This window comes from Streptomyces sp. NBC_01429 (assembly GCF_036231945.1).
In the GTDB taxonomy this organism is placed as follows: domain Bacteria; phylum Actinomycetota; class Actinomycetes; order Streptomycetales; family Streptomycetaceae; genus Streptomyces.
Genome location: NZ_CP109599.1, coordinates 4,945,380 through 4,965,025, shown reverse-complemented (window position 1 = coordinate 4,965,025; position 19,646 = coordinate 4,945,380). Strand labels below are relative to the sequence as shown.

16 protein-coding genes are annotated in these 19,646 nt (G+C 71.6%); 10 read left to right on the top strand and 6 right to left on the bottom strand.

Features of this window, described 5'->3' with window-relative positions; genetic code table 11:
- Positions 1-251: 251 nt before the first annotated feature.
- The gene (locus OG627_RS21915; RefSeq protein ID WP_014046372.1) at positions 252-515 is read right to left on the bottom strand and encodes a WhiB family transcriptional regulator; all 264 of its coding nucleotides are present in this window, start codon (positions 513-515) and stop codon (positions 252-254) included.
- An 804-nt stretch (positions 516-1,319) separates the two neighbouring features.
- Between OG627_RS21915 and OG627_RS21910 the strand changes: the two genes are divergently transcribed.
- Genes OG627_RS21910 through OG627_RS21900 form a run of 3 tightly spaced genes read left to right on the top strand, consistent with a single transcriptional unit; the run spans position 1,320 to position 4,174 of the window.
- Positions 1,320-1,868, top strand: coding sequence for a cysteine dioxygenase (locus OG627_RS21910; RefSeq protein WP_329067628.1), 549 nt, complete (start codon positions 1,320-1,322; stop codon positions 1,866-1,868).
- A gap of 45 nt (positions 1,869-1,913) precedes the next feature.
- A complete protein-coding gene (cofD, locus tag OG627_RS21905; RefSeq protein ID WP_329067626.1) occupies positions 1,914-2,870 on the top strand; it encodes a 2-phospho-L-lactate transferase in 957 nt (318 codons plus the stop codon).
- Positions 2,867-4,174 carry a coenzyme F420-0:L-glutamate ligase gene (locus OG627_RS21900; protein ID WP_329067625.1) on the top strand — a complete coding sequence of 436 codons (1,308 nt, stop codon included), beginning with the start codon at positions 2,867-2,869 and terminating at the stop codon, positions 4,172-4,174. The genes cofD and OG627_RS21900 overlap by 4 nt, the downstream gene beginning before the upstream one ends.
- Positions 4,175-4,195: 21 nt before the next feature.
- On the opposite strand, the gene OG627_RS21895 is transcribed toward OG627_RS21900, so the two are convergent.
- From OG627_RS21895 to OG627_RS21885, 3 genes are all read right to left on the bottom strand, one after another.
- Positions 4,196-5,176 (bottom strand): DNA-3-methyladenine glycosylase family protein, encoded by a 981-nt coding sequence (locus OG627_RS21895; RefSeq protein WP_443073519.1) that lies wholly within the window; start codon positions 5,174-5,176, stop codon positions 4,196-4,198.
- Between the two features lie 133 nt (positions 5,177-5,309).
- Entirely contained in the window at positions 5,310-6,392 is a 1,083-nt protein-coding gene (locus OG627_RS21890) for an NDP-sugar synthase (protein ID WP_329067621.1), read from the bottom strand.
- Between the two features lie 129 nt (positions 6,393-6,521).
- A complete protein-coding gene (locus OG627_RS21885) occupies positions 6,522-7,955 on the bottom strand; it encodes a peptidoglycan recognition protein family protein (protein ID WP_329067619.1) in 1,434 nt (477 codons plus the stop codon).
- 126 nt (positions 7,956-8,081) lie between these two features.
- On the opposite strand from OG627_RS21885, the gene OG627_RS21880 reads away from it, so the two are divergent.
- From OG627_RS21880 to OG627_RS21865, 4 genes are all read left to right on the top strand, one after another.
- A complete protein-coding gene (locus OG627_RS21880; RefSeq protein ID WP_329067617.1) occupies positions 8,082-8,834 on the top strand; it encodes a TIGR03089 family protein in 753 nt (250 codons plus the stop codon).
- Positions 8,835-9,220: 386 nt separating this feature from the next.
- Positions 9,221-10,423, top strand: a complete 1,203-nt coding sequence (locus tag OG627_RS21875; RefSeq protein WP_443073642.1) for an LCP family glycopolymer transferase — start codon at positions 9,221-9,223, stop codon at positions 10,421-10,423.
- Between the two features lie 222 nt (positions 10,424-10,645).
- Complete coding sequence (locus OG627_RS21870) at positions 10,646-12,433, top strand: LCP family protein (protein WP_329067614.1); 1,788 nt, start codon at positions 10,646-10,648, stop codon at positions 12,431-12,433.
- A gap of 46 nt (positions 12,434-12,479) precedes the next feature.
- Positions 12,480-14,228, top strand: coding sequence for an LCP family protein (locus tag OG627_RS21865; protein WP_329067612.1), 1,749 nt, complete (start codon positions 12,480-12,482; stop codon positions 14,226-14,228).
- A gap of 74 nt (positions 14,229-14,302) precedes the next feature.
- Here the strand turns inward: OG627_RS21865 and OG627_RS21860 are convergent, their stop codons facing one another.
- Positions 14,303-15,343 (bottom strand): glycosyltransferase family 2 protein, encoded by a 1,041-nt coding sequence (locus tag OG627_RS21860; RefSeq protein WP_329067610.1) that lies wholly within the window; start codon positions 15,341-15,343, stop codon positions 14,303-14,305.
- A 223-nt stretch (positions 15,344-15,566) separates the two neighbouring features.
- On the opposite strand from OG627_RS21860, the gene OG627_RS21855 reads away from it, so the two are divergent.
- A complete protein-coding gene (locus OG627_RS21855; protein WP_443073518.1) occupies positions 15,567-17,084 on the top strand; it encodes an LCP family protein in 1,518 nt (505 codons plus the stop codon).
- A 39-nt stretch (positions 17,085-17,123) separates the two neighbouring features.
- On the opposite strand, the gene OG627_RS21850 is transcribed toward OG627_RS21855, so the two are convergent.
- Complete coding sequence (locus OG627_RS21850; RefSeq protein ID WP_329067608.1) at positions 17,124-17,720, bottom strand: acyl-CoA thioesterase; 597 nt, start codon at positions 17,718-17,720, stop codon at positions 17,124-17,126.
- A gap of 138 nt (positions 17,721-17,858) precedes the next feature.
- Between OG627_RS21850 and OG627_RS21845 the strand changes: the two genes are divergently transcribed.
- A complete protein-coding gene (locus tag OG627_RS21845) occupies positions 17,859-19,139 on the top strand; it encodes an LCP family protein (RefSeq protein ID WP_329067606.1) in 1,281 nt (426 codons plus the stop codon).
- Positions 19,139-19,624: a cytidine deaminase family protein gene (locus tag OG627_RS21840; protein WP_329067604.1), complete on the top strand. Its 486-nt coding sequence runs from the start codon at positions 19,139-19,141 to the stop codon at positions 19,622-19,624. Before OG627_RS21845 ends, OG627_RS21840 begins: the two co-directional genes overlap by 1 nt.
- The last annotated feature ends 22 nt before the right edge of the window (positions 19,625-19,646 follow it).

Below are 19,646 nucleotides of genomic sequence, written 5' to 3'. Positions count from 1 at the left end.
GTCGCCCGATGATCCCGGCGTGCGTACGGGCCGGGCGCGGCCGGAAACACAACGGTCCGCCGCCTGCGGCAGAGCGCGGGCTGCGGACCGTGTCATACGTAACAGCGGGGCCGGTGGGCCGAGGGGCCGTCGGCCGGGGGTACGAGTGGGCCGGCGCCGGGGTGGGTTCGGCGCGCGGGCCGCGGCTCGGGCGGGGGCGCGATCGGACCGGGAAGGGATCGGACCGGGAGCGGGTCCCGGATCCGGCCGGATCAGATCGCGGCCTTCTTGAGCCGGCGCCGCTCGCGCTCGGAAAGCCCGCCCCAGATGCCGAATCTCTCGTCGTTGGCAAGGGCGTACTCAAGGCATTCGGAGCGGACCTCGCAGGCGAGGCAGACCTTCTTGGCCTCGCGGGTCGAACCGCCCTTTTCGGGGAAGAAGGACTCGGGATCGGTCTGGGCGCACAAGGCGCGCTCCTGCCAGCCGAGTTCCTCGTCCGCGTCCTCGACCAGCAGTTGTTGGAACAGCTCGGTCATGTGCGCCCCTCGTCTGTCTATTGCTCCCCGTGGGTGTGGCCGCTGTCGAGTTCGGCCGAACGACACGAGTGAAATTACAAGTGCGTGGTCTGGGTGGGTCAAGCCGAGATCTGCTATTGCCCCCGGTATTCACTCTGCGGAACCAAGCGTATGCGGAAAGTGTGCAAATCACCAAAAACCTGACACATGCCACTGGCCTGCCCGCATCGACCTCCTCTCCGCAAGCTCGACATGTTCGACAAGCTCAACAATCCCAACCAGGAAGACGTCACGAACTTCGCCGTTGTTGCGCGTCCGAACGGGGAAGCGATCCGGATCACACTTCCGGATCACCGCCCCGGCCGGGCCCGGCCGAGCCCCGACCGCGCCCGACCGGAAGGGAGCAAAAGGGAGCGAAGGGGTGTGCGCGCATGGTCGCTGCCCCATGTGTCCCGGACCGCCGATACGCAAACCTCCCCCTCGCCGGGGTGACCGGATGAGGTGAAGAATTACCACCAAACCGGTCATTGAGTTGACATCCGGGACTGGATTCGGGACCTTGGATCCCATGCCAGCCATCGCCTCGCAGACCGCGACCCACGTCCGTGGATTCCGCAGCGCTGTCCAGGCCCGCTGTTGCTGTTCCAGCTGTTGACGGCTCACGCCTCCAGCCGATCGAACTCCAGCCGATCGAATCCCCACCGATCGAACGTGCACCGATCGAACGTGCACCGATCGAACCGAGTCCCTTCCGTGCGTGGATGACGCCCGGCGCGTTCACGTACCCCTCGCCCCTTCCTTCATCTCCGAGGAACCACCGCGTCCATGAACAGCGACAGCGACCTTCAGATCGCCGGCGACCTCCTTGAGGTCCCGCATCTCCTCCAGCCGGCCCGGGAGCACCCGGTCACCGTGGCCGAATTCGTCGGCCTCGCCCGTACCCTCGCCGCCGACCGGGACCAGTGGGCGCCGCTGGTGCGCTACGACGCCATCAGCCGCTGGTACCACCGGCTGCGCACCGGGCCCGGCTACGAGGTCTGGCTGCTCTCCTGGGTGCCTGGGCAGAGCACCGACCCGCACGACCACGGCCGGTCCTCGGGCGTACTGACCGTGCTCGAAGGGCGGCTGACGGAGCGTTCGCAGCACGGCGACCGCACCCTGGCCCCCGGCGCGCAGCGGATCCTGGCCCCCGGCCACGCCCACGAGGTCGTCAACGACGCGCTGGAGCCCGCGGTGAGCCTGCACATCTACTACCCGGGGCTGACGGAGATGCCGACGCACCCGACGGACTCCGTCCGGGCCACCACCCCGGCCACCGCCCCTGCCCCCGCCGCGGCCACCGCTTCCGCGCGGGAGAAGGTCGTCCCCGCCTGACGCTCCCGCCCGTCGGCCGATCACCGCCCCTGACACACTGTCTTTATGCGCATTGTGGTTCTGGCCGGCGGTATCGGCGGCGCCCGTTTCCTCCGCGGCCTCAAGCAGGCCGCGCCTGACGCGGACGTCACGGTGATCGGCAACACCGGTGACGACATCCATCTGTTCGGGCTGAAAGTCTGTCCCGACCTCGACACGGTGATGTACACCCTGGGCGGTGGCATCAATGAGGAGCAGGGCTGGGGACGTACGGACGAGACGTTCCAGGTCAAGAGCGAACTCGCGGCCTACGGCGTGGGGCCCGAGTGGTTCGGCCTCGGTGACCGCGACTTCGCCACCCATATCGTCCGTACGCAGATGCTCGGCGCCGGCTACCCGCTGAGCGCCGTCACCGAGGCGCTCTGCGACCGCTGGAATCCCGGCGTACGGCTGCTGCCGATGTCCGACGACCGCGTCGAGACGCATGTGGCGATCGACGTGGACGGTGAGCGCCAGGCCGTGCACTTCCAGGAGTACTGGGTACGGATGCGGGCGGCCGTGGAGGCGCACGCGATCGTCCCGGTCGGCGCCGAGCAGGCCAAGCCGGCGCCCGGCGTGCTGGAGGCCATCGGCGCCGCCGACGTCATCCTCTTCCCGCCGTCCAACCCGGTGGTCAGCATCGGCACGATCCTGGCCGTCCCCGGCATCCGCGAGGCCATCGCCGAGGCGGGCGTCCCGGTGGTCGGGCTCTCCCCCATCGTCGGGGACGCGCCCGTGCGCGGGATGGCCGACAAGGTGCTCGCCGCGATCGGCGTCGAGGCCACGGCCTCGGCGGTCGCGCTGCACTACGGGTCCGGGCTGCTCGACGGCTGGCTGGTCGACACCGTGGACGCCGCCGCCGTGCCCTCCGTCGAGAGCGCGGGCATCCGCAGCCGCGCGGTCCCGCTGATGATGACGGACGTGGCGGCCACGGCCGCGATGGCCCGCGAGGCGCTGGCCCTGGCCGAGGAGGTACGGGCATGACACCGCCCTCGTACCGGGTGCGCGCCCTGCCGGGGCTGCCGGAGGTCCGCCCGGGGGACGACCTCGCCAAGCTCATCGCCGCCGCCGGTCCCGCGCTGGTGGACGGGGACATCCTGCTGGTCACCTCGAAGATCGTCTCCAAGGCCGAGGGCAGGATCGTCGAGGCGACCGACCGCGAGGCGGCCATCGACGCGGAGAGCGTACGGGTGGTCGCGCGGCGCGGCGCCCTGCGCATCGTCGAGAACCGGCAGGGCCTGGTCATGGCCGCGGCCGGGGTCGACGCCTCCAACACCGCGCCGGGCACGGTCCTGCTGCTGCCCGAGGACCCGGACGCGTCGGCGCGGGCGATCAGGGACGGCCTGCGGGACACGCTCGGTGCGGACATCGGTGTGATCGTCACCGACACCTTCGGCCGGCCCTGGCGCAACGGTCTGACCGATGTCGCGATCGGCGCGGCGGGCGTCCGGGTCCTGGAGGACCTGCGCGGCGCTACGGACGCGCACGGCAATCCGCTGTCGGCCACCATCGTGGCTCTCGCGGACGAGCTGGCGGCCGCCGGTGACCTGGTGAAGGGCAAGGCCGAGAATCTGCCGGTGGCGGTGGTGAGCGGGCTCGCCCATCTCGTCGCGCCCGGCGAGGCGACGGACCCGGGCGCCCGCGCGCTGGTGCGGGTCGCGGCCGACGACATGTTCCGGCTCGGCACGTCCGAGGCCGTACGGGAAGCGGTGACCCAGCGGCGCACGGTCCGCGAGTTCACCGACGACCCGGTCGACCCGGGCGCGGTCCGCCGGGCGGTCGCGGCCGCGGTCACGGCGCCGGCCCCGCACCACACGACGCCCTGGCGCTTCGTCCTGCTGGAGTCCGAGGCGTCCCGCACCCGGCTGCTGGACGCCATGCGCGACGCCTGGATCGCCGATCTGCGCCGCGACGGCAAGTCCGAGGAGTCGATCGCCAAGCGCGTGCGGCGCGGGGACGTCCTGCGCAAGGCGCCGTACCTCGTGGTGCCGTGCCTGGTGACGGACGGCGCGCACACCTACGGCGACGCCCGGCGCGACACGGCGGAACGCGAGATGTTCGTCGTCGCCACGGGCGCCGGGGTGCAGAACCTGCTGGTGGCGCTGGCCGGGGAGCGGCTGGGCTCGGCGTGGGTCTCGTCCACCATGTTCTGCCGCGATGTCGTCCGGGAGGTGCTGGACCTGCCGGAGCACTGGGACCCGATGGGCGCGGTCGCGGTGGGCCGCGCCGCGGCCCCGCCGAAGGAACGTCCGGCGCGGTCGCCGGAGAGCTTCATCGAGGTGCGCTGAGCGGGCACCACGTACGTACGTTCAGAGGCGCGCGATGTTCCGGATCTCCATCCGGGGCGCGCGCCGGGCCGGGGTCCGGCCGCTGAGCAGGATGAGCCGGACGGCGCGGTGCCGCTGGCCCTCGTAGGGGGCGAGGAGTTCCAGCATCGCCGCGTCGTCCGCGTCCCGGTCGTCCGCGAGCGCGTGCCCGACGATGCCGGGCAGATGGAGATCGCCGACGGTGACGGCGTCGGGGGCGCCGTTGGCCCGCTGGACGACCTCGGCGGCGGTCCACGGCCCGATCCCGGGGATCAGCTCCAGCCGGGCGGCGGCCCGCTCCGGCGCCATCGCCGCCGCCTCCTCCATCCGGCGCGCGACGCGGACGGCGCGCAGGATCGTGGCCGAGCGCTTGGAGTCGACGCCCGCCTTGTGCCACTCCCAGGACGGGATCAGCGCCCATGTCCTGGGGTCGGGCATCACGTACAGCCCCTCGCCGGCCGGTCCCGGCGCGGGCTCGCCGTACCCGCGTACCAGCAGCCGCCAGGCGCGGTACGCCTCGATCGTCGTGACCTTCTGCTCCAGGACCGACGGAATCAGCGACTCCAGGACGAGTCCGGTCCGGCACAGCCGCAGTCCGGGCCGACGCCGCAGCGCCTGCGCGACGACGCGGTGACGCGGGGTGAGGGCGGCCGGGTCGTCGGTGGCGCCGAGCAGCTCCGGCAGCTGTTCGAGCAGCCACTCGGCCCCCGGCCCCCACGCCTCGGCGGCCACGTCGCCGCCGCGCCTCTCGACCAGCAGCGTCCCGGCCCCCTCGGGCGTCCGGCAGGCCCGTCGTACCGCCCCGTCCGCCCCGGCCCGGAACGTCGGGTCACCGGGCCCCCGGCGCAGCGGGCCCAGTACGAGCCCGAGGTCGTACGGGCCGTCCGGCGGCGTCCAGCGCCGGGTGAGCCCCCGGGGCCGCGGCACGCTTGCGCCGTGCGCGGATCTGTCGGGGGCGGAACGGGGAGCGAAACGGCCGGCCACGGGTCGAGCGTACGGTGTCGCCTTCCGGCGGGGGGCCGCGGCCGGGCCCGGCCCGGTTCGCCGGGTGGCGGGGCGGGCCCGGCGCCCCGGCGAACCGGGGTTCCGGTGCTCCTGGCCCGCCCGCGGCGAACGGCTACGCGTCCGAGGAGAACCGCACCGCCCCCGCCCCCAGCACCGCGTCGCACCACACGCGGACGCCCTCGCGCAGTTCGTTGTCCGGGCCGACCGTCGCGCCGTCGCCGACGACCGCGCCCGTCACGACCGTACGGGCGCCGATCCGCGCGCCCGCGCCGATCAGCGAGTCGGTGATCACCGTGCCGGGCTCGACGACCGCGCCGTCCAGGACGGCGCTGCCCGCGATCCGGGCGCCCGCGCCGATCACGGCGGAGGCGCCGACCACCGTGCCCTCGGTGAGTTTGGCGTCGTCGGCGACGGAGGCGCCCGGCAGGGTCAGCCGGTCGCCGCAGCGGCCGGGCACCGCCGGGGACGGGGCGCGGCCGAGGACGAGATCGGCGGAGCCGCGCACGAAGGCTGCCGGGGTGCCGAGGTCCAGCCAGTACGTGGAGTCGACCATGCCCTGGAGATGGGCGCCGGCGGCCAGCAGCCCGGGGAACGTCTCGCGCTCCACGGAGACCGGCCGGTCCCCGGGTATGGAGTCGATGACCGAGCGCCGGAACACGTACGCCCCGGCGTTGATCTGGTCCGTGACGATCTCCTCGGGGGTCTGCGGCTTCTCCAGGAACGCCGTCACCCGCCCGTCCGCGTCGGTGGGCACGAGTCCGAACGCGCGCGGGTCGGCGACGCGGGTCAGATGGAGCGAGACGTCGGCCCCCGACGCGCTGTGCGTCGCGACGAGCGCCCGGATGTCGAGACCTGTCAGGATGTCGCCGTTGAAGACCAGTACGGGGTCGTCGGGTCCGGAGCGCAGCCGCGAGGCGACGTTTCTGATGGCGCCGCCCGTGCCGAGCGGATCGCGCTCGGTCACGTACTCCAGGCTCAGCCCGAGGGCCGAGCCGTCCCCGAAGTACGGCTCGAAGACCTCGGCGAGGTACGAGGTCGCGAGCACGACGTGCTCGACCCCCGCCGCCCGCGCACGCGCCAGCTGGTGCGTGAGGAACGGGACGCCGGCCGCCGGGACCATGGGCTTGGGCGTGCGCACGGTCAGGGGCCTGAGCCTGGTGCCCTTGCCTCCGACCAGGAGGATCGCTTCTGTCAACGTGTGGTCTCCGCTTCTCGGGGTGGTCTCGGGGCCGCGCTCTCGTACGTACATGGATACATGCGCACGTACTCGGAACCGACCGGCACTCCCCCGGCCCAGCCGTCGCCGCTGGTCAGCGACGGCTGGTCAACGGCCCTGGTAGCGGGCCGCGGTGGTGCGGACGGTGCCGAGCCTGCTGTAGAGACGGCTCCCCGGGCATTCGGTGGCGAATCCGTCCCTGTGCCCGGAGATGGTGTTCATGCTGACCCTGGTTCCCTTGGAGTACTTCCCGCTTCCCCCGGAGGTCAGTGTGACCTTGCCCTTCGGGTTGACGCGGTGCAGCCCGAGCTTCCACGCGGTGAGCTGCGCGACGGCGGTGGTGGCCGCCGCCGGCGGGTTCGTACCGCTGTACGTTCCGAGGACGGCGATGCCCATGGTGTTCGTGTTGAAACCGAGCGTGTGGGCGCCCAGTACGGGTCTCGCCACGCCCCCGGCGCGCCCTTCGTAGATGTTTCCGCACTTGTCGATGGCGAAGTTGTAGCCGAAGTCGCGCCAGCCGCTGCTCTTGACGTGGTAGCGGTAGATACTGCGCAGGACGGAGGGCGCCTGCTTGCAGGTGTAGTTGTTGCCGGTGGCGCTGTGGTGGACGAAGGCGGCCTTGACCGTGCTGGTGTAGCCGAACCGCTTCTCCCGCAGCGACTCGTCCGCGCCCCAGCCCTTGCGCGTGACGATGCGCGGGCGCGGCGCCGCGTACTGCTTGGCGGCGGCGTCGGTGACCTCGGCCTCGGACTCCGCTTTGGTGAGGGCCGGGATCTCGCGGGCGCCCAGGGTGGCGAGGCCCTCGTTCGCGGTCGAACTGGCCGATTCCTCCAGGGACATGGGGATGGCGGGGGCGCGCTCGCCCTCGGCGAGGGAGCCGGTCGCGCCCGGGTCCGCGGCGCCGCTCTCCTCGCCGGTGCTGCCCTTGCCGCCGACATCCGTACCGCCGGCTTCCGGCGTCTCCTCGCCCGGCTCCTCCCCCGGGTCGATCAGCTCCAGCCGCAGCCCCCGCGGGAGCAGCCCGCGGGCCGGGCCCGTCTCGCCGTCCTCCTGGATGGCCCGTACGCGCAGTTCGACGCCGTCCGAGCCGCCGACCCAGAGCGGGGCGGTGGAGCCGTGCACGGTGCCCGAGTCGCGCTCCTGGGTGCCGGGGTCGGCGCCGTGTTCCTGGTTGTGGGTCTCCAGGTCCTGCCAGTCGGACCAGACGTGGGTGGCGGTGGCGCGGGTCCGGACCTGGACGGTGCCGTGGAACTCGGCGTCGGCGTCGTCCCAGATGACACCGAGCATCGAGAAGGGCCGGACGTCACGGCGGGCCACGCCCTGTTCAGCGGCGCCGGACGAGCGCCGGTCGCCGAGGGCGGTGAGCGGGAGGGACTCGGTGGAGCCCGGCACGGCCGCCGCGCCCGCCCGGTGGTGCGGCTCCGCGGTGGAGGACGCCGCCGCCGTGTGCGGTGCGGCGAGCGCGTCCGACGGCTGCGACGTAGGGAGGAGCAGGGCGGCGGTGCACGTGACGCCGATCGAGGTTGCAAGGTAGGCACGCATGAGCCGATCCTGCGGGCGCGGGCGCCGCCGCGCCTCCGGGAAAACTGACGGCCCGTCGGGCCAACCGGTGTACGGCGTCACCGGTACGGCGGTGGCGGCACAGGGCCCCGGCGTACCCTGTGCCGCGTGAACGCCAGCGACCGTACCCCCGCCGACCTGCTGCGATCCGCTCTCGCCGCGGACCCGGCCCGCCCCTTGATCACTTTCTACGACGATGCCACCGGTGAGCGGGTGGAATTGTCCGTGGCCACCTTCGCCAATTGGGTGTCCAAGACCGCCAATCTGCTCCAGGACGAGCTGTCCGCCGAGCCGGGCGACCGGCTCGCGCTGCTGCTGCCCGCGCACTGGCAGAGCGCGGTGTGGCTGCTCGCCTGTTCCTCGGTGGGGGTGTGCGTGGAGATCGGCGGCGACCCCGCGGCGGCCTCTCTCGTGGTCAGCGGCCCGGACACGCTGGACGCGGCGCGCGCGTGCGGCGGCGAGCGGGTGGCGCTGGCGCTGCGTCCGCTGGGCGGCCGTTTCCCGCGGCCTCCGGCCGGGTTCGTGGACTACGCCGTCGAGGTGCCCTCGCAGGGCGACCGCTTCGCGCCGTACGCCCCGGTGGACCCGCAGGCGCCCGCGCTCGTCGTCGGGGGGACGGAGCTGACGGGGGCCCAACTGGTCGCGCGGGCACGCGCGGACGCCGAGGAGCGAGTTCTCGGCGCCGGTTCGCGGCTGCTGTCGGGGCTGTCGTACGACGGCTGGCAGGGGCTCTCGGCCGGGCTGTTCGCCCCGCTCGCGGCGGGCGGCTCCGTGGTGCTGTGCCGACATCTCGGGACGCTTCCGGCACCGGCGCTGGAGCAGCGCGTGACGAGTGAACGGGTCACCCACCGCGCGGTTTGACGCGGCGCGGAAAGGCAACACGTCTCCCCGGGAACGTCCGAAAACCGCCCGTCCCGCACACAACGGACGGGGGTGGCACAGCCGTAACCAAACCGAAGCACATGATCGGCAAGATGTGCGATCTCCAGCACAACCAAGGGCCGTCGCCGCCCGTCTACGACATCAACCGGCGGCCCAGCGTGCCGCCGACGGCTTGAAGGATGGACGAAGACGTGACCGACAGTGCTGGCACGCCGCCCGAACCGGACGAGAACGCCGGGAGCGAATCCGGGAGCGAATCCGAGAGCGGCGCGGCAGCCGAGGACAGAGACGTCACGGCCCCCCTTGACGAAAAACCCCAGCGCGGCGACGAGTACCACGCCGCCCTCACGGCCGTCGCCTCCGTCATGGCGGCGGCCGCCGCGGCGCCCGAGCCCGCAGCGGAGCCGGCCGGCGCACCGCCCGTGCTTGCCGCGCTTCCCGCGCCGCGCAAGCCCCGCAAGCGCCGCTGGCTGCGCTGGGTGGCCGTCGGCGCCTCGGTGACCGTGCTCGCCGTCACCGCCACCGGCTGGTGGTTCTACCAGCGGCTCGACGCCAACATCACGACCGATACCAGCACCGCCGCCGAACTTCAGACATACGAGAAGGAACGGCCGAAGCCCGTCGTCCTGGACGCCGAGAACATACTTCTCGTCGGCTCGGACAGCCGGGCCGGCGAGGGCAACAGCAAGTACGGCCGCGACGACGGCGGTTCGCAGCGCTCCGACACGACGATCCTGCTGCATCTGCCCGCCGACCGGAAGAGCGCGACCGCCGTCTCCTTCCCGCGCGACCTGATGGTGGACATCCCCAGCTGCCGCCGGTCGGACGGCACCCGCAGCAGGGCGCAGTCCGCGCAGTTCAACTGGGCCTTCGAGTTCGGCGGCGCGGCCTGCACCATCCGTACCGTCGAGAAGCTCACCGGTATCCGCGTCGACCATCACATGGTGGTCGACTTCCAGGGCTTCAAGGACATGGTGGACGCGGTCGACGGCGTCAAGGTCTGCCTCAAGGAGGCGGTGGACGACAAGGACTCGAAGCTCAAGCTCTCCGCCGGTACGCACACACTCGACGGCGAGCAGGCGCTCGGTTACGTACGGGCGCGGCACAGCCTCGGGGACGGCAGCGACACGCAGCGCATGGGCAGGCAGCAGCGGTTCCTCGGCGCCCTCTTCAAGAAGGTGCAGAGCAATGGGGTGCTGCTCAATCCGACGCAGCTCTATCCGGTGCTCTACGCGGCGACGAAGGCCATCACCACCGACCCGGGGCTGGGCTCGCTCAGCGATCTCTACGATCTGACGCGTTCGATGCAGAGCGTACCGACCGACAAGGTGCAGTTCCTCACTGTTCCCCGGCAACCGTATGTTCAGGACCCCAACCGGGACGAACTGGTGCAGCCCGCCGCGAATATCCTCTTCAAGCAATTGCGCGAGGACGCCCTCGTCACCGTCGTCCCGCCGAGCGCGGAAGACACCGACGAAGCCGATGAGGCCGATGATTCCCCCGCCGCCACGACGGACGAAGACCCCGTCTTCCAGGGGACAAATGCCGCGGCGCGCGTATGCGAGTAAAGCAATACCCAAAGAGTGAGCGACAGTCCACGAAAATTGGGCAGATTGCCCGCTTGTAAGGAACGTGGAATTTGTCACGGGCGTCGCTCGACGCTGAACTGGACGGATAGTGTGGCGCGATCCGGTGCATCCGACCGCCAGGTCGCGCACTAGCTGGAGCGAAAACCGGGCGTCTTCGGGGGAAGGCGACTCGCGTGGCACCGACGGAGGATTCAAGCAACCGTGGATGCACATAGCCGTGGACAGGCGGACGATATCGATCCCGCCGACCAGTGGGTGCTCAACCCGGACACGGGTAACTACGAGCTGCGACTGGACCACTCCACAGGGCAGTCACCGGCACCACGCGCCACCACCGGCAGAAGAACGGACGCCGGTACCGGCACCGGACCGGACCCGTCGGCCGCGACCGGCGACGCCCCGGCGCCGCGCGCCGACGTCCCGGAGCAGCGCAGCCGCCGGGCGGGCAAGAATCCGGCCAAGGGCCCGGGCAGGAACCAGCAGGAGCCGCCGCCCGCCGCGCCCGGCCGCCGTAAGCGCAAGGCTGTCAAGGGCAAGAAGAAGTCGGGCAAGAAGAAGGCCCTGCTGTGGACCGGCGGCGCGCTGGCCCTCGTCCTGGTGGCCGGTTCCACCGGCGGTTACCTCTACTACCAGCACCTCAACAGCAACATCGCCACCATCGATGTCGCGGGCGCGGGCAGCGGCGGCTTCAAAAAGGGCAAGCCCGTCAACATCCTGCTGATCGGCACGGACAAGCGGACCGGCGCGGGCAACGAGGGATACGGCGACGCGGGCAGCATCGGCCACGCCGACACCAATCTGCTGTTCCACGTCTCCAAGGACCGTACGAACGCGACGGTGCTCTCCATCCCGCGCGACCTGATCACCGACATCCCCGACTGCGAGACCAAGACCGAGGACGGCACCAAGGTCATCCCCGGTGCCACGCAGCAGCGCTTCAACAACAGCCTGGGCCAGGACGACCGGGACCCCGGCTGCACGATGCGCACCACCACCGAGATCACCGGCCTGGAGATCGACCACTTCATGATGGCCGACTTCAACGCGGTCAAGACGCTGTCCACCGCGGTCGGGGGCGTCGAGGTGTGCGTGGACAAGGACGTCGACGACAAAAAGTCGCGGCTCAAGCTCACCAAGGGCACCCACAAGATCGCGGGCGAGCAGGCCCTCGCCTTCGTCCGTACCCGGCACGCGTTCGGCAACGAGAGCGACCTCAGCCGGATCCAGACGCAGCAGCAGTTCCTCGGCTCGATGATCCGCGAGATGAAGTCCGGCGACACGCTGACCAGCCCCAGCAAGCTGTTCAAGCTGGCGGAGGCGGCGACGAAGGCGCTGACGGTGGACACCGGCATCGGCAGCATCGACAAGCTCAGCGAACTCGCCAAGGAACTCGCCAAGGTCCCGGCGAAGAACATCACCTTCATGACGCTGCCGGTGCTCGACAACCCGGCGGAGACCGTGAAGGCGACGGTGGTCCTCAACGACAACGAGGCCAAGCCGCTGTTCTCGATGATGCAGAACGACGTCTCCCTCACCGAGGTGAAGAAGAAGGAGTCGGCGAAGGACGCCGCCGCCAAGAAGAAGCAGGAGGCGCTCCTCAAGGGCACCAAGGCCGCGCCCGCCGATGTGCGCGTCGACGTGTTCAACGGCGGCGGCCCGCAGGGCTCCGCGCAGGAGACCCTGAACTGGCTGCAGAACACCGAGGGCGTGCTGAAGTCCTCCAACAAGGGCAACGCCCCGGCCGATGTGGCCAGGACGACGCTGGAGTACGCGCCGAACCAGGCCGACCAGGCGCGCGCGCTGGCGGACATGCTGGGGCTGCCCGCGTCCGGGATGAAGCCGGGCACCGAGGACGCCGAGGGGCTCGAAGCGATGGCGCTGACCCTGGGCAAGGACTTCAAGGGCGCCGGGGTGCCCATCGCCGGGGCGGCGAAGGTGTCGTCCAACGTGCAGAAGGTAGAAGCGGACAAGCAGGTCTGCGCCAAGTGACGCCGCGGAACCGGCTCGTACGGACTGCGTGACACGGGGAGTCTGGATGGGTCAGAGCGGTAGTGGTGTACGGCCGGAGGGCGCGCGAGAACGCGTCCCGCAGGCGCGGGAACTGGGCTGGGACGACAGCCTGTACGAGGGGGACGGACCGCCCCCGAAGGACGCGGACGGCGGGCCGGGATCCGGCGTAGGCGGCGGGTCCGGATCCGGGCCGGGCTCCCCGCCCCCCGCCGGGGCCGGGGCCGGGAAGAGCGGCGACGCGCTCCCCGTACGCACCAGGCGCGGACCCTGGCGCATAGTGCGCTGGGCCGCCGCCGTGCTGTCGCTGCTGATACTCGGGACGGCCGGCGCCGGTTACTGGTACTACGAGCACCTCAACGGCAACATCCGCAGCGGCTCGCGCACCGGCGGCGCGGCGGACCCGGCGAAGGCGCGGGCGAACGCGGCGGGCCAGACCCCGCTGAACATCCTGCTCCTGGGCTCCGACAGCCGCAGCGATCCGGCGAACGTCAAGCTCGGCGGCGGCAAGAACCTCACGGAGGACCCGCCGCTCGCGGACGTGCAGATGCTGGTCCACATATCCGCCGACCGGAAGAACGCCTCGGTCGTGTCGATACCCCGGGACACCCGGGTCTCCATACCGAAGTGCGAGGACGCCGAGACCGGCACGACCTATCCGCAGGTCAACACGATCATCAACGAGTCGCTGGGGCGCGGTGGCGCGGGCTGCACCCTCGCCACCTGGCAGAAGCTGACCGGCCTCTACATCGACCACTGGATGACGATCGACTTCTCCGGCGTCGTGAAGATGGCCGACGCGATCGGCGGCGTCGACGTCTGCGTCAAGGACAACGTGTGGGACCGGCCCCGGCCCGGGGTCCCCGGCGGCTCGGGGCTCAAACTCACCAAGGGCACCCACCAGGTCAAGGGCGAGCAGGCCCTCCAGTGGCTGCGCACCCGGCACGCCTTCGCCAGCGACCTCGGCCGCGCCAAGGCGCAGCACATGTATCTGAACTCGATGATCCGCCATCTCACCTCGCAGAACGTCTTCACCGACACGCCCAGGCTGACCGGTCTCGCGGAGGCCGCCACCAAGTCGCTGGAGGTGTCGCAGGAGATCGGTACGGTCAAGAAGCTCTTCGACCTGGCCATGCAGCTCAAGAGCGTGCCGACCGACCGCATCACCATGACCACGATGCCGACGGACGTCGATCCGCAGGATCCGAACCATCTGGTCGTGCAGCAGGCCGACGCGGACAGGATGTGGGCGATGCTCCGCGACGACGTGGCCTTCGACAGCAACGGCGACAAGGCCGATGCGAAGACCGGGGCCGCCGCCGGGAAGAAGGCCGCCGACAAGGCCGCCAAGACCCCGTCATCCACGCCCGCCGACACCGGTGTGGGCGTGCGCAACGGCACGGGCGACGCGCAGAGCAGCCCGGTACGGGGCCGCGCGGCGGCCGTGGCGACACTGCTGAACGGCAAGGGATACCCGCTGGCCAGGGCGGACGCCCAGCTCACCCCGCAGGAGAGGACGACGGTCGACTTCCCCAGCGCGGAGCTGGAGGGCGACGCGCAGGCGGTCGCCAAGGCCCTGGGGATTCCGCTGACTTCGGTGAAGAAGTCCACGGACGTGTCGGGGGTCACGGTGACGGTCGGCGCGGACTGGCGCACCGGCTCGGCCTTCCCGAAGGCGGCCGAACCCGAGGCGGGCTCCGTCCCGGACACGGCGGACGCCCTCAACGGCTCGGAGAAGGACGCCTGCATGGACGTGTACAAGCCGTACCGCTTCTGACACCGCCGTACTTACGAGAGAGGAGCGCCGCCCGGCACCTGCCGGGCGGCGCTCCCGCTTCGTTCTGCTACGGGTTACGCCTCGACCGGCCGCGCCCCGGCGGCCGGGCGGCGGCTCGCGATGACCTTCTTCGCCAGCGAGCGCGGGCTCGTCAGGAAGCCGAAGCCCCACGACATGTGCATGGTGGCCAGCGCCACCGGGATCTGTAGGCGCGCCTTCAGCGACAGGCCCTTGCCCGCCGGGAGCGAGCCCGCGACGATCGCGGCGAGATAGCCGGCCGGCACGACCAGGCCCCACGGCGTGAGAGCCACGCCGACGACCAGGCCCGCCGCGATCGCGCAGACGGCGGCCGGCGGGGCGAGATAGCGCAGGTTGATCGAGCCGGAGTGGTAGCGGGCGACGACATGGCGCCAGCGGCCGTAGTCCTTGTACTGCTTGGCGAGCGCCTTCACCGAGGGGCGCGGGCGGTACTGGACGCGCAGTTCGGGCGAGAACCAGATCGCGCCGCCCGACTCGCGGATGCGGAAGTTCAGCTCCCAGTCCTGGGCGCGGATGAACTCCTCGTTGTAGCCGTCCTGCTGTTCCAGCGCCTCGCGCCGGAAGACGCCCAGATACACGGTCTCGGCCGGGCCGGCCTCGCCTCCGGTGTGGAACGCGGCGTTGCCGACGCCGATCTTCGAGGTCATCGCGGCGGCCACCGCGTTCTCCCAGTCGTTCTCGCCCTCGGCGTGCATGATGCCGCCGACGTTCTGCGCGCCCGTCTCCTCCAGGAGCCGGACCGCGGTGGCGATGTAGTTCGGCGAGAGCATGCCGTGGCCGTCGACCCGTACGACGACGGGGTGACGGGACGCCTTGATCGCGGCGTTCAGCGCCGCCGGGGTGCGGCCCGTCGGGTTCGGGACGGTGTGGACGCGGGCGCGCGCGTCGGACGCGGTCTCCCGTACCAGCTCCGCGGCGATCTCGTCCGTACGGTCCGCGGAGGGGCCGAGCGCGATCACCACCTCCATCTCGCCGTCGTACTCCTGCTCCAGGATGTGCCGGACGGAGTTCCTCAGATGGCGTTCCTCGTTGAGCACCGGCATGATCACGGAGACCGCGGGCGGCAGGGCAGGCATGTGGTCCTTCTGGGTCCTTCGGGAGGCTGAGAGCCTGTCGGGTGACCTTCGACCGGCTCTGCGGTATGACCCGCCACGTTACCGCGAACGGGGGACAGCCACGCGCGCCGCCCGGTTGCGGACCGGTGCCGCTGATCGTATGGGCCTACCGTGCGCGGAATCCGTTCACGGCTTCACCCGCTCCCCCGGCCACCCGGCCCCTGTCACCGCGGAGGTGCTCCCCGTGCCCACGCCGCCCCGCACCACCCGCCGCCCCGCACCACCAGGACGCGGGCCCGGCCCCCGGCGGCCGCGCTGGGGCATGCGGACGGCGACGACGCTCTCCGTCCTGGTCCTGGGCGCTGGCGGGATCGGCCACGCGGTGGTGACCAGCCTCGATACGGGGATCGGCCGGGTCGACCCGTTCAAGGACATGAAGAACCGGCCGAACGCCGGGCGGGGGCTGAACCTGCTGCTCGTCGGCACCGACGGCCGCGACAAGATCACGGAGGAGGAGCGGCAGAAGTACCGGCTCGGCGGCGCGCCCTGCCACTGCACCGACACGGTCATGCTGGTGCACCTCTCGGAGGACGGGCGGCGCGCCAGCGTCGTCAGCCTGCCGCGCGACAGCTACACGGAGCTGCCCGAGCACACCGACGCCACCACCGGCAAGCGCCACGCGCCGCACCCGGTGAAGCTGAACGCGGCGTACGCGGAGGGCGGGCCGCGGCTGACGGTCGGCACGGTCGAGCGGATGACGGGCGTGAAGATCAGCCACTATCTGGAGGTCGACTTCACCGCCTTCATGAAGACGGTGGACGCGCTGGGCGGAGTGGACATCTGCACGCCCCGGCCGCTGAAGGACTCGTACACCGGCCTCGACCTGGCCCCGGGCACGCACCGGATGAACGGCGGGGAGGCGCTCCAGTACGTACGGTCCCGGCATATCGACGGCGCGGCCGACCTCGGGCGGATGCAGCGTCAGCAGCGCTTCCTGGCCGCCCTGATCCACCGGGCCACCAGCAGCGGGGTGCTGCTGAACCCGGTGCGGTTCAAGGAGGTCACCTCGACCATGCTCGACTCGGTACGGGCCGACGCCGGGTTCGGCGCGCGGCAGCTGCTCGATCTCAACGAGGCGATGCGCGGCTTCTCCCCCGCCTCGTCGGAGTTCACCTCCGTACCGCTGGCCGGTGACGGCTCGGGGGTGACGGTCAAGGGCATCGGCTCGACGGTGAAGTGGGATCCGGTGAAGTCGAAGCAGCTGTTCCGGGCGGTGCGCGACGACAAGCCGCTGACGCCGCGGAAGGACCGGCCGGCGCACCCCTCGAAGTCCGGCGGGTCCGGATCCGGTGAATCCGGCGGTAGCGGGTCCGGCGGCAAGGGCGAGCCGGTCAAGCTGGTCGACGTGAAGCCGCAGGAGATCCGGGTGCAGGTCTACAACGGGACGGCCACGGACGGCCTGGGCAAGCGGGTGGACGACGCGCTGCACGCCACCGGCTTCAACACCACCCGCGCGCCGCTCACCTCGGACGGCCCCGACGCCCATCGCACGGTCGTCATGTACGACCCGCGCTGGGACCGCTCGGCGAAGTCCCTGGCGGCGGCGCTGCCGGGCAGTGAGCTGCGGGCGGTGAAGCAGCAGGGCGCGACGCTGAAGGTGATGGCGGGCACGGACTACAAGGCGGTCACTCCGGTACGGGCGGAGGAGGCGCCGAAGGGCGAGTTCGGGGCGACGACGGGCGACCAGGCGGTGTGCGCGTAGCCGACGGCGGGCGCCGGGGCGGGGCCGGCGCGCGCGTGGCTACCGCTCGTCGGTGCTGTCGTCGCCGTCGGCGGCCGGACCGCCCCGCCGCTCGTCGATCCCGTCGGCGGCCCGCTTCGCCCGCAGCTCCTTGATCGCGCGGCGCCGGGCGAGCCGGTGCGTGCGCCGGATCTGCGCCTCCTGGTAGCGCCGTTCGTCCCGCTCGGTCTCCGGGATCACCGGCGGTACGGACCGGGGCCTGCCCTCCTCGTCCACGGCGGCGAAGACGAGATACGCGCTGCCGACCTGGGTGGCGGGGGTGGACTCGTTCCAGCGCTCGGCCAGGACGCGTACGCCGATCTCCATGGACGACCGGCCGACCCAGTTGACCTGAGCCTTCACATGGACGAGGTCCCCCACCCTGACGGGCACCAGGAAGACCATCTCGTCCATGGAGGCGGTGACGGCGGGCCCGCCGGAGTGCCGGCCGGCGACGGCCCCCGCCGCGTCGTCCACCAGCTTCATGATCACGCCGCCGTGCACCGTACCGAGCAGGTTGGTGTCGCCGCCGCTCATGATGTGGCTGAGCGTGGTCCGTGAGGCGGACGTGGGCTTGCCCGGAATCGGGGAATCCGGGTTTTGGGCCTGGTCTGTCATGCCCTCCACCCTATGCGCGGGTCCGACGGCTTCTGCCCGGGCAACGGCCCGGTCTTCTTTGCATCAGCTTCGCAACAGCCCCGATCCGATTTCCCACCTCCCTGTATGGAGCACAGCCTCGCCCGGCAGACTGTCCGTATGAATGATTGGCCCGATGGACGGAACGGCGAGCAGGGCAACGGGTACGGGCGCGGCAGCGCGGGCGGGCGGCCCGAGGGCGCGCGTTCCATGCCGCACGTACAGCGCCGCGGAGTGCCCCAGCAGTCACCGGGGTACGGCCAGGGCGCCGGCCCCGGCCGGGACAACGGGTACGGCGACGCGTACGACAACGGCTACAACACGGGCCAGGTCTACGGCGCCCCCTCCGGCGGGGCCGGCGGCGGTGGCTATGACGGCGTACCCCCGCAGCGCGGCGGGGGCGCCTCCGGGCCCCGGCAGGCGCCCGACTGGCGCCGCCGTATCAAGATCGGCGCGCTGGTGCTGGTCGTGGCCGTCCTCGGCGTCTCCATCGGCACGTACTTCTGGGCCGACTCCAAGCTCCGGCGCGAGGTCGACCTGTCGGTCGTGATCGACCGCCCGGACGGGGGCAAGGGCACGAACTATCTGATCGTCGGTACGGACAGCCGGGACGGCATGTCCGACGAGGAGAAGAAGAAGCTCCACACGGGCTCCGCCGAGGGCAGCAGGACCGACTCGATGATGATCCTGCACACGGGGTCCAACGGGCCGACCCTGATCTCGCTGCCGCGCGACACCGATGTGCAGATCCCCTCCTTCAAGGGCTCGGAGTCCGGCAAGGTCTTCCCGGCGCAGTCCGCGCACAAGAAGCTCAACGCGGCCTTCGCCGAGGACGGCGCGCCGCTGCTGGTGCGCACCGTCGAGGCCAAGACCGGGCTGCGGATCGACCACTACGTGGAGATCGGCTTCGCCGGGTTCGCCAATGTCGTGGACGCGATCGGCGGGGTGGACCTGGACATCCCCAAGGCGTTCAAGGACAAGAAGTCGGGCGCGGACTTCCAGGCGGGCGAGCAGACCCTCAACGGCGAGCAGGCGCTGGCCTTCGTACGGACGCGGTACGCCTTCGCGGGCAGCGACCTGGACCGTACGAAGAACCAGCAGAAGTTCCTCTCGGCCCTGGCCTCCCAGACGGCCACCCCGAGCACGATCATCAACCCGTTCCGGTTCTACCCGGCGGCGGGCGCGGGGCTGGACACGCTGGTCGTGGACAAGGACATGTCCCTGTGGTCGCTGGGCAGCATGTTCTTCGCGATGAAGGGCGTGACGAGCGGCGACGGCACGTCGATGAACATGCCGATCGCGGGCCAGAGCGGCGGGAACCTGCTGTGGGACGAGGCGAAGGTCAAGCAGCTCGTCAGCCAGCTCAACAACGACGAGAAGGTCACGGTCACCGGCAACTGATGACGACTCCTGTACCGCCCACAGCCCCCGGCGCCCCGGGCGTCGCGGCCGACGCCGCCTCCGCCGCGTCGGCCGCCGCCGCCTCCGCCTCCGGGACCGCGGTGGACCACGGCCTGATCGAGGCGGCGACCACGACGGCCCGCGCCCACGCCCGGGGCGACAGCCACACGGTCGCCGCGGCGGCCCGCGCCGGTGACGGCCGGATCGTCACGGCGATGAACGCGTACCACTTCACGGGCGGCCCCTGCGCCGAACTCGTCCTGGTGGGCGCGGCGGCGGCGCAGGGCGTGTACGACCTGACGACGATCGTGGCCGTGGGCGACGGCGAGCGCGGCCTGATGCCCCCGTGCGGGCGCTGCCGCCAGTTCCTCTTCGACTACTTCCCGGCGATCCACGTCATCGTCGGCACCGACGACCACCCCCGTACGCTCACGATCGCGGAGCTGCTGCCGGAGGCGTACGTCTGGGCGGACCACCAGGACTGAGCGGGCCGCCGGGAACCGGCCG

What these genes read in the sequence shown, in the direction of transcription:
- cofD (WP_329067626.1), top strand. Translation starts at nt 1,914, where the DNA reads ATGCGCATTGTGGTTCTGGCCGGCGGTATCGGCGGCGCCCGTTTCCTC.
- OG627_RS21875 (WP_443073642.1), top strand. Translation starts at nt 9,221, where the DNA reads ATGGCGGCGGCCGCCGCGGCGCCCGAGCCCGCAGCGGAGCCGGCCGGC.
- OG627_RS21850 (WP_329067608.1), bottom strand. Translation starts at nt 17,720, where the DNA reads ATGACAGACCAGGCCCAAAACCCGGATTCCCCGATTCCGGGCAAGCCC.
- OG627_RS21910 (WP_329067628.1), top strand. Translation starts at nt 1,320, where the DNA reads ATGAACAGCGACAGCGACCTTCAGATCGCCGGCGACCTCCTTGAGGTC.
- OG627_RS21915 (WP_014046372.1), bottom strand. Translation starts at nt 515, where the DNA reads ATGACCGAGCTGTTCCAACAACTGCTGGTCGAGGACGCGGACGAGGAA.
- OG627_RS21840 (WP_329067604.1), top strand. Translation starts at nt 19,139, where the DNA reads ATGACGACTCCTGTACCGCCCACAGCCCCCGGCGCCCCGGGCGTCGCG.
- OG627_RS21885 (WP_329067619.1), bottom strand. Translation starts at nt 7,955, where the DNA reads ATGCGTGCCTACCTTGCAACCTCGATCGGCGTCACGTGCACCGCCGCC.
- OG627_RS21865 (WP_329067612.1), top strand. Translation starts at nt 12,480, where the DNA reads ATGGGTCAGAGCGGTAGTGGTGTACGGCCGGAGGGCGCGCGAGAACGC.
- OG627_RS21900 (WP_329067625.1), top strand. Translation starts at nt 2,867, where the DNA reads ATGACACCGCCCTCGTACCGGGTGCGCGCCCTGCCGGGGCTGCCGGAG.
- OG627_RS21845 (WP_329067606.1), top strand. Translation starts at nt 17,859, where the DNA reads ATGAATGATTGGCCCGATGGACGGAACGGCGAGCAGGGCAACGGGTAC.
- OG627_RS21860 (WP_329067610.1), bottom strand. Translation starts at nt 15,343, where the DNA reads ATGCCTGCCCTGCCGCCCGCGGTCTCCGTGATCATGCCGGTGCTCAAC.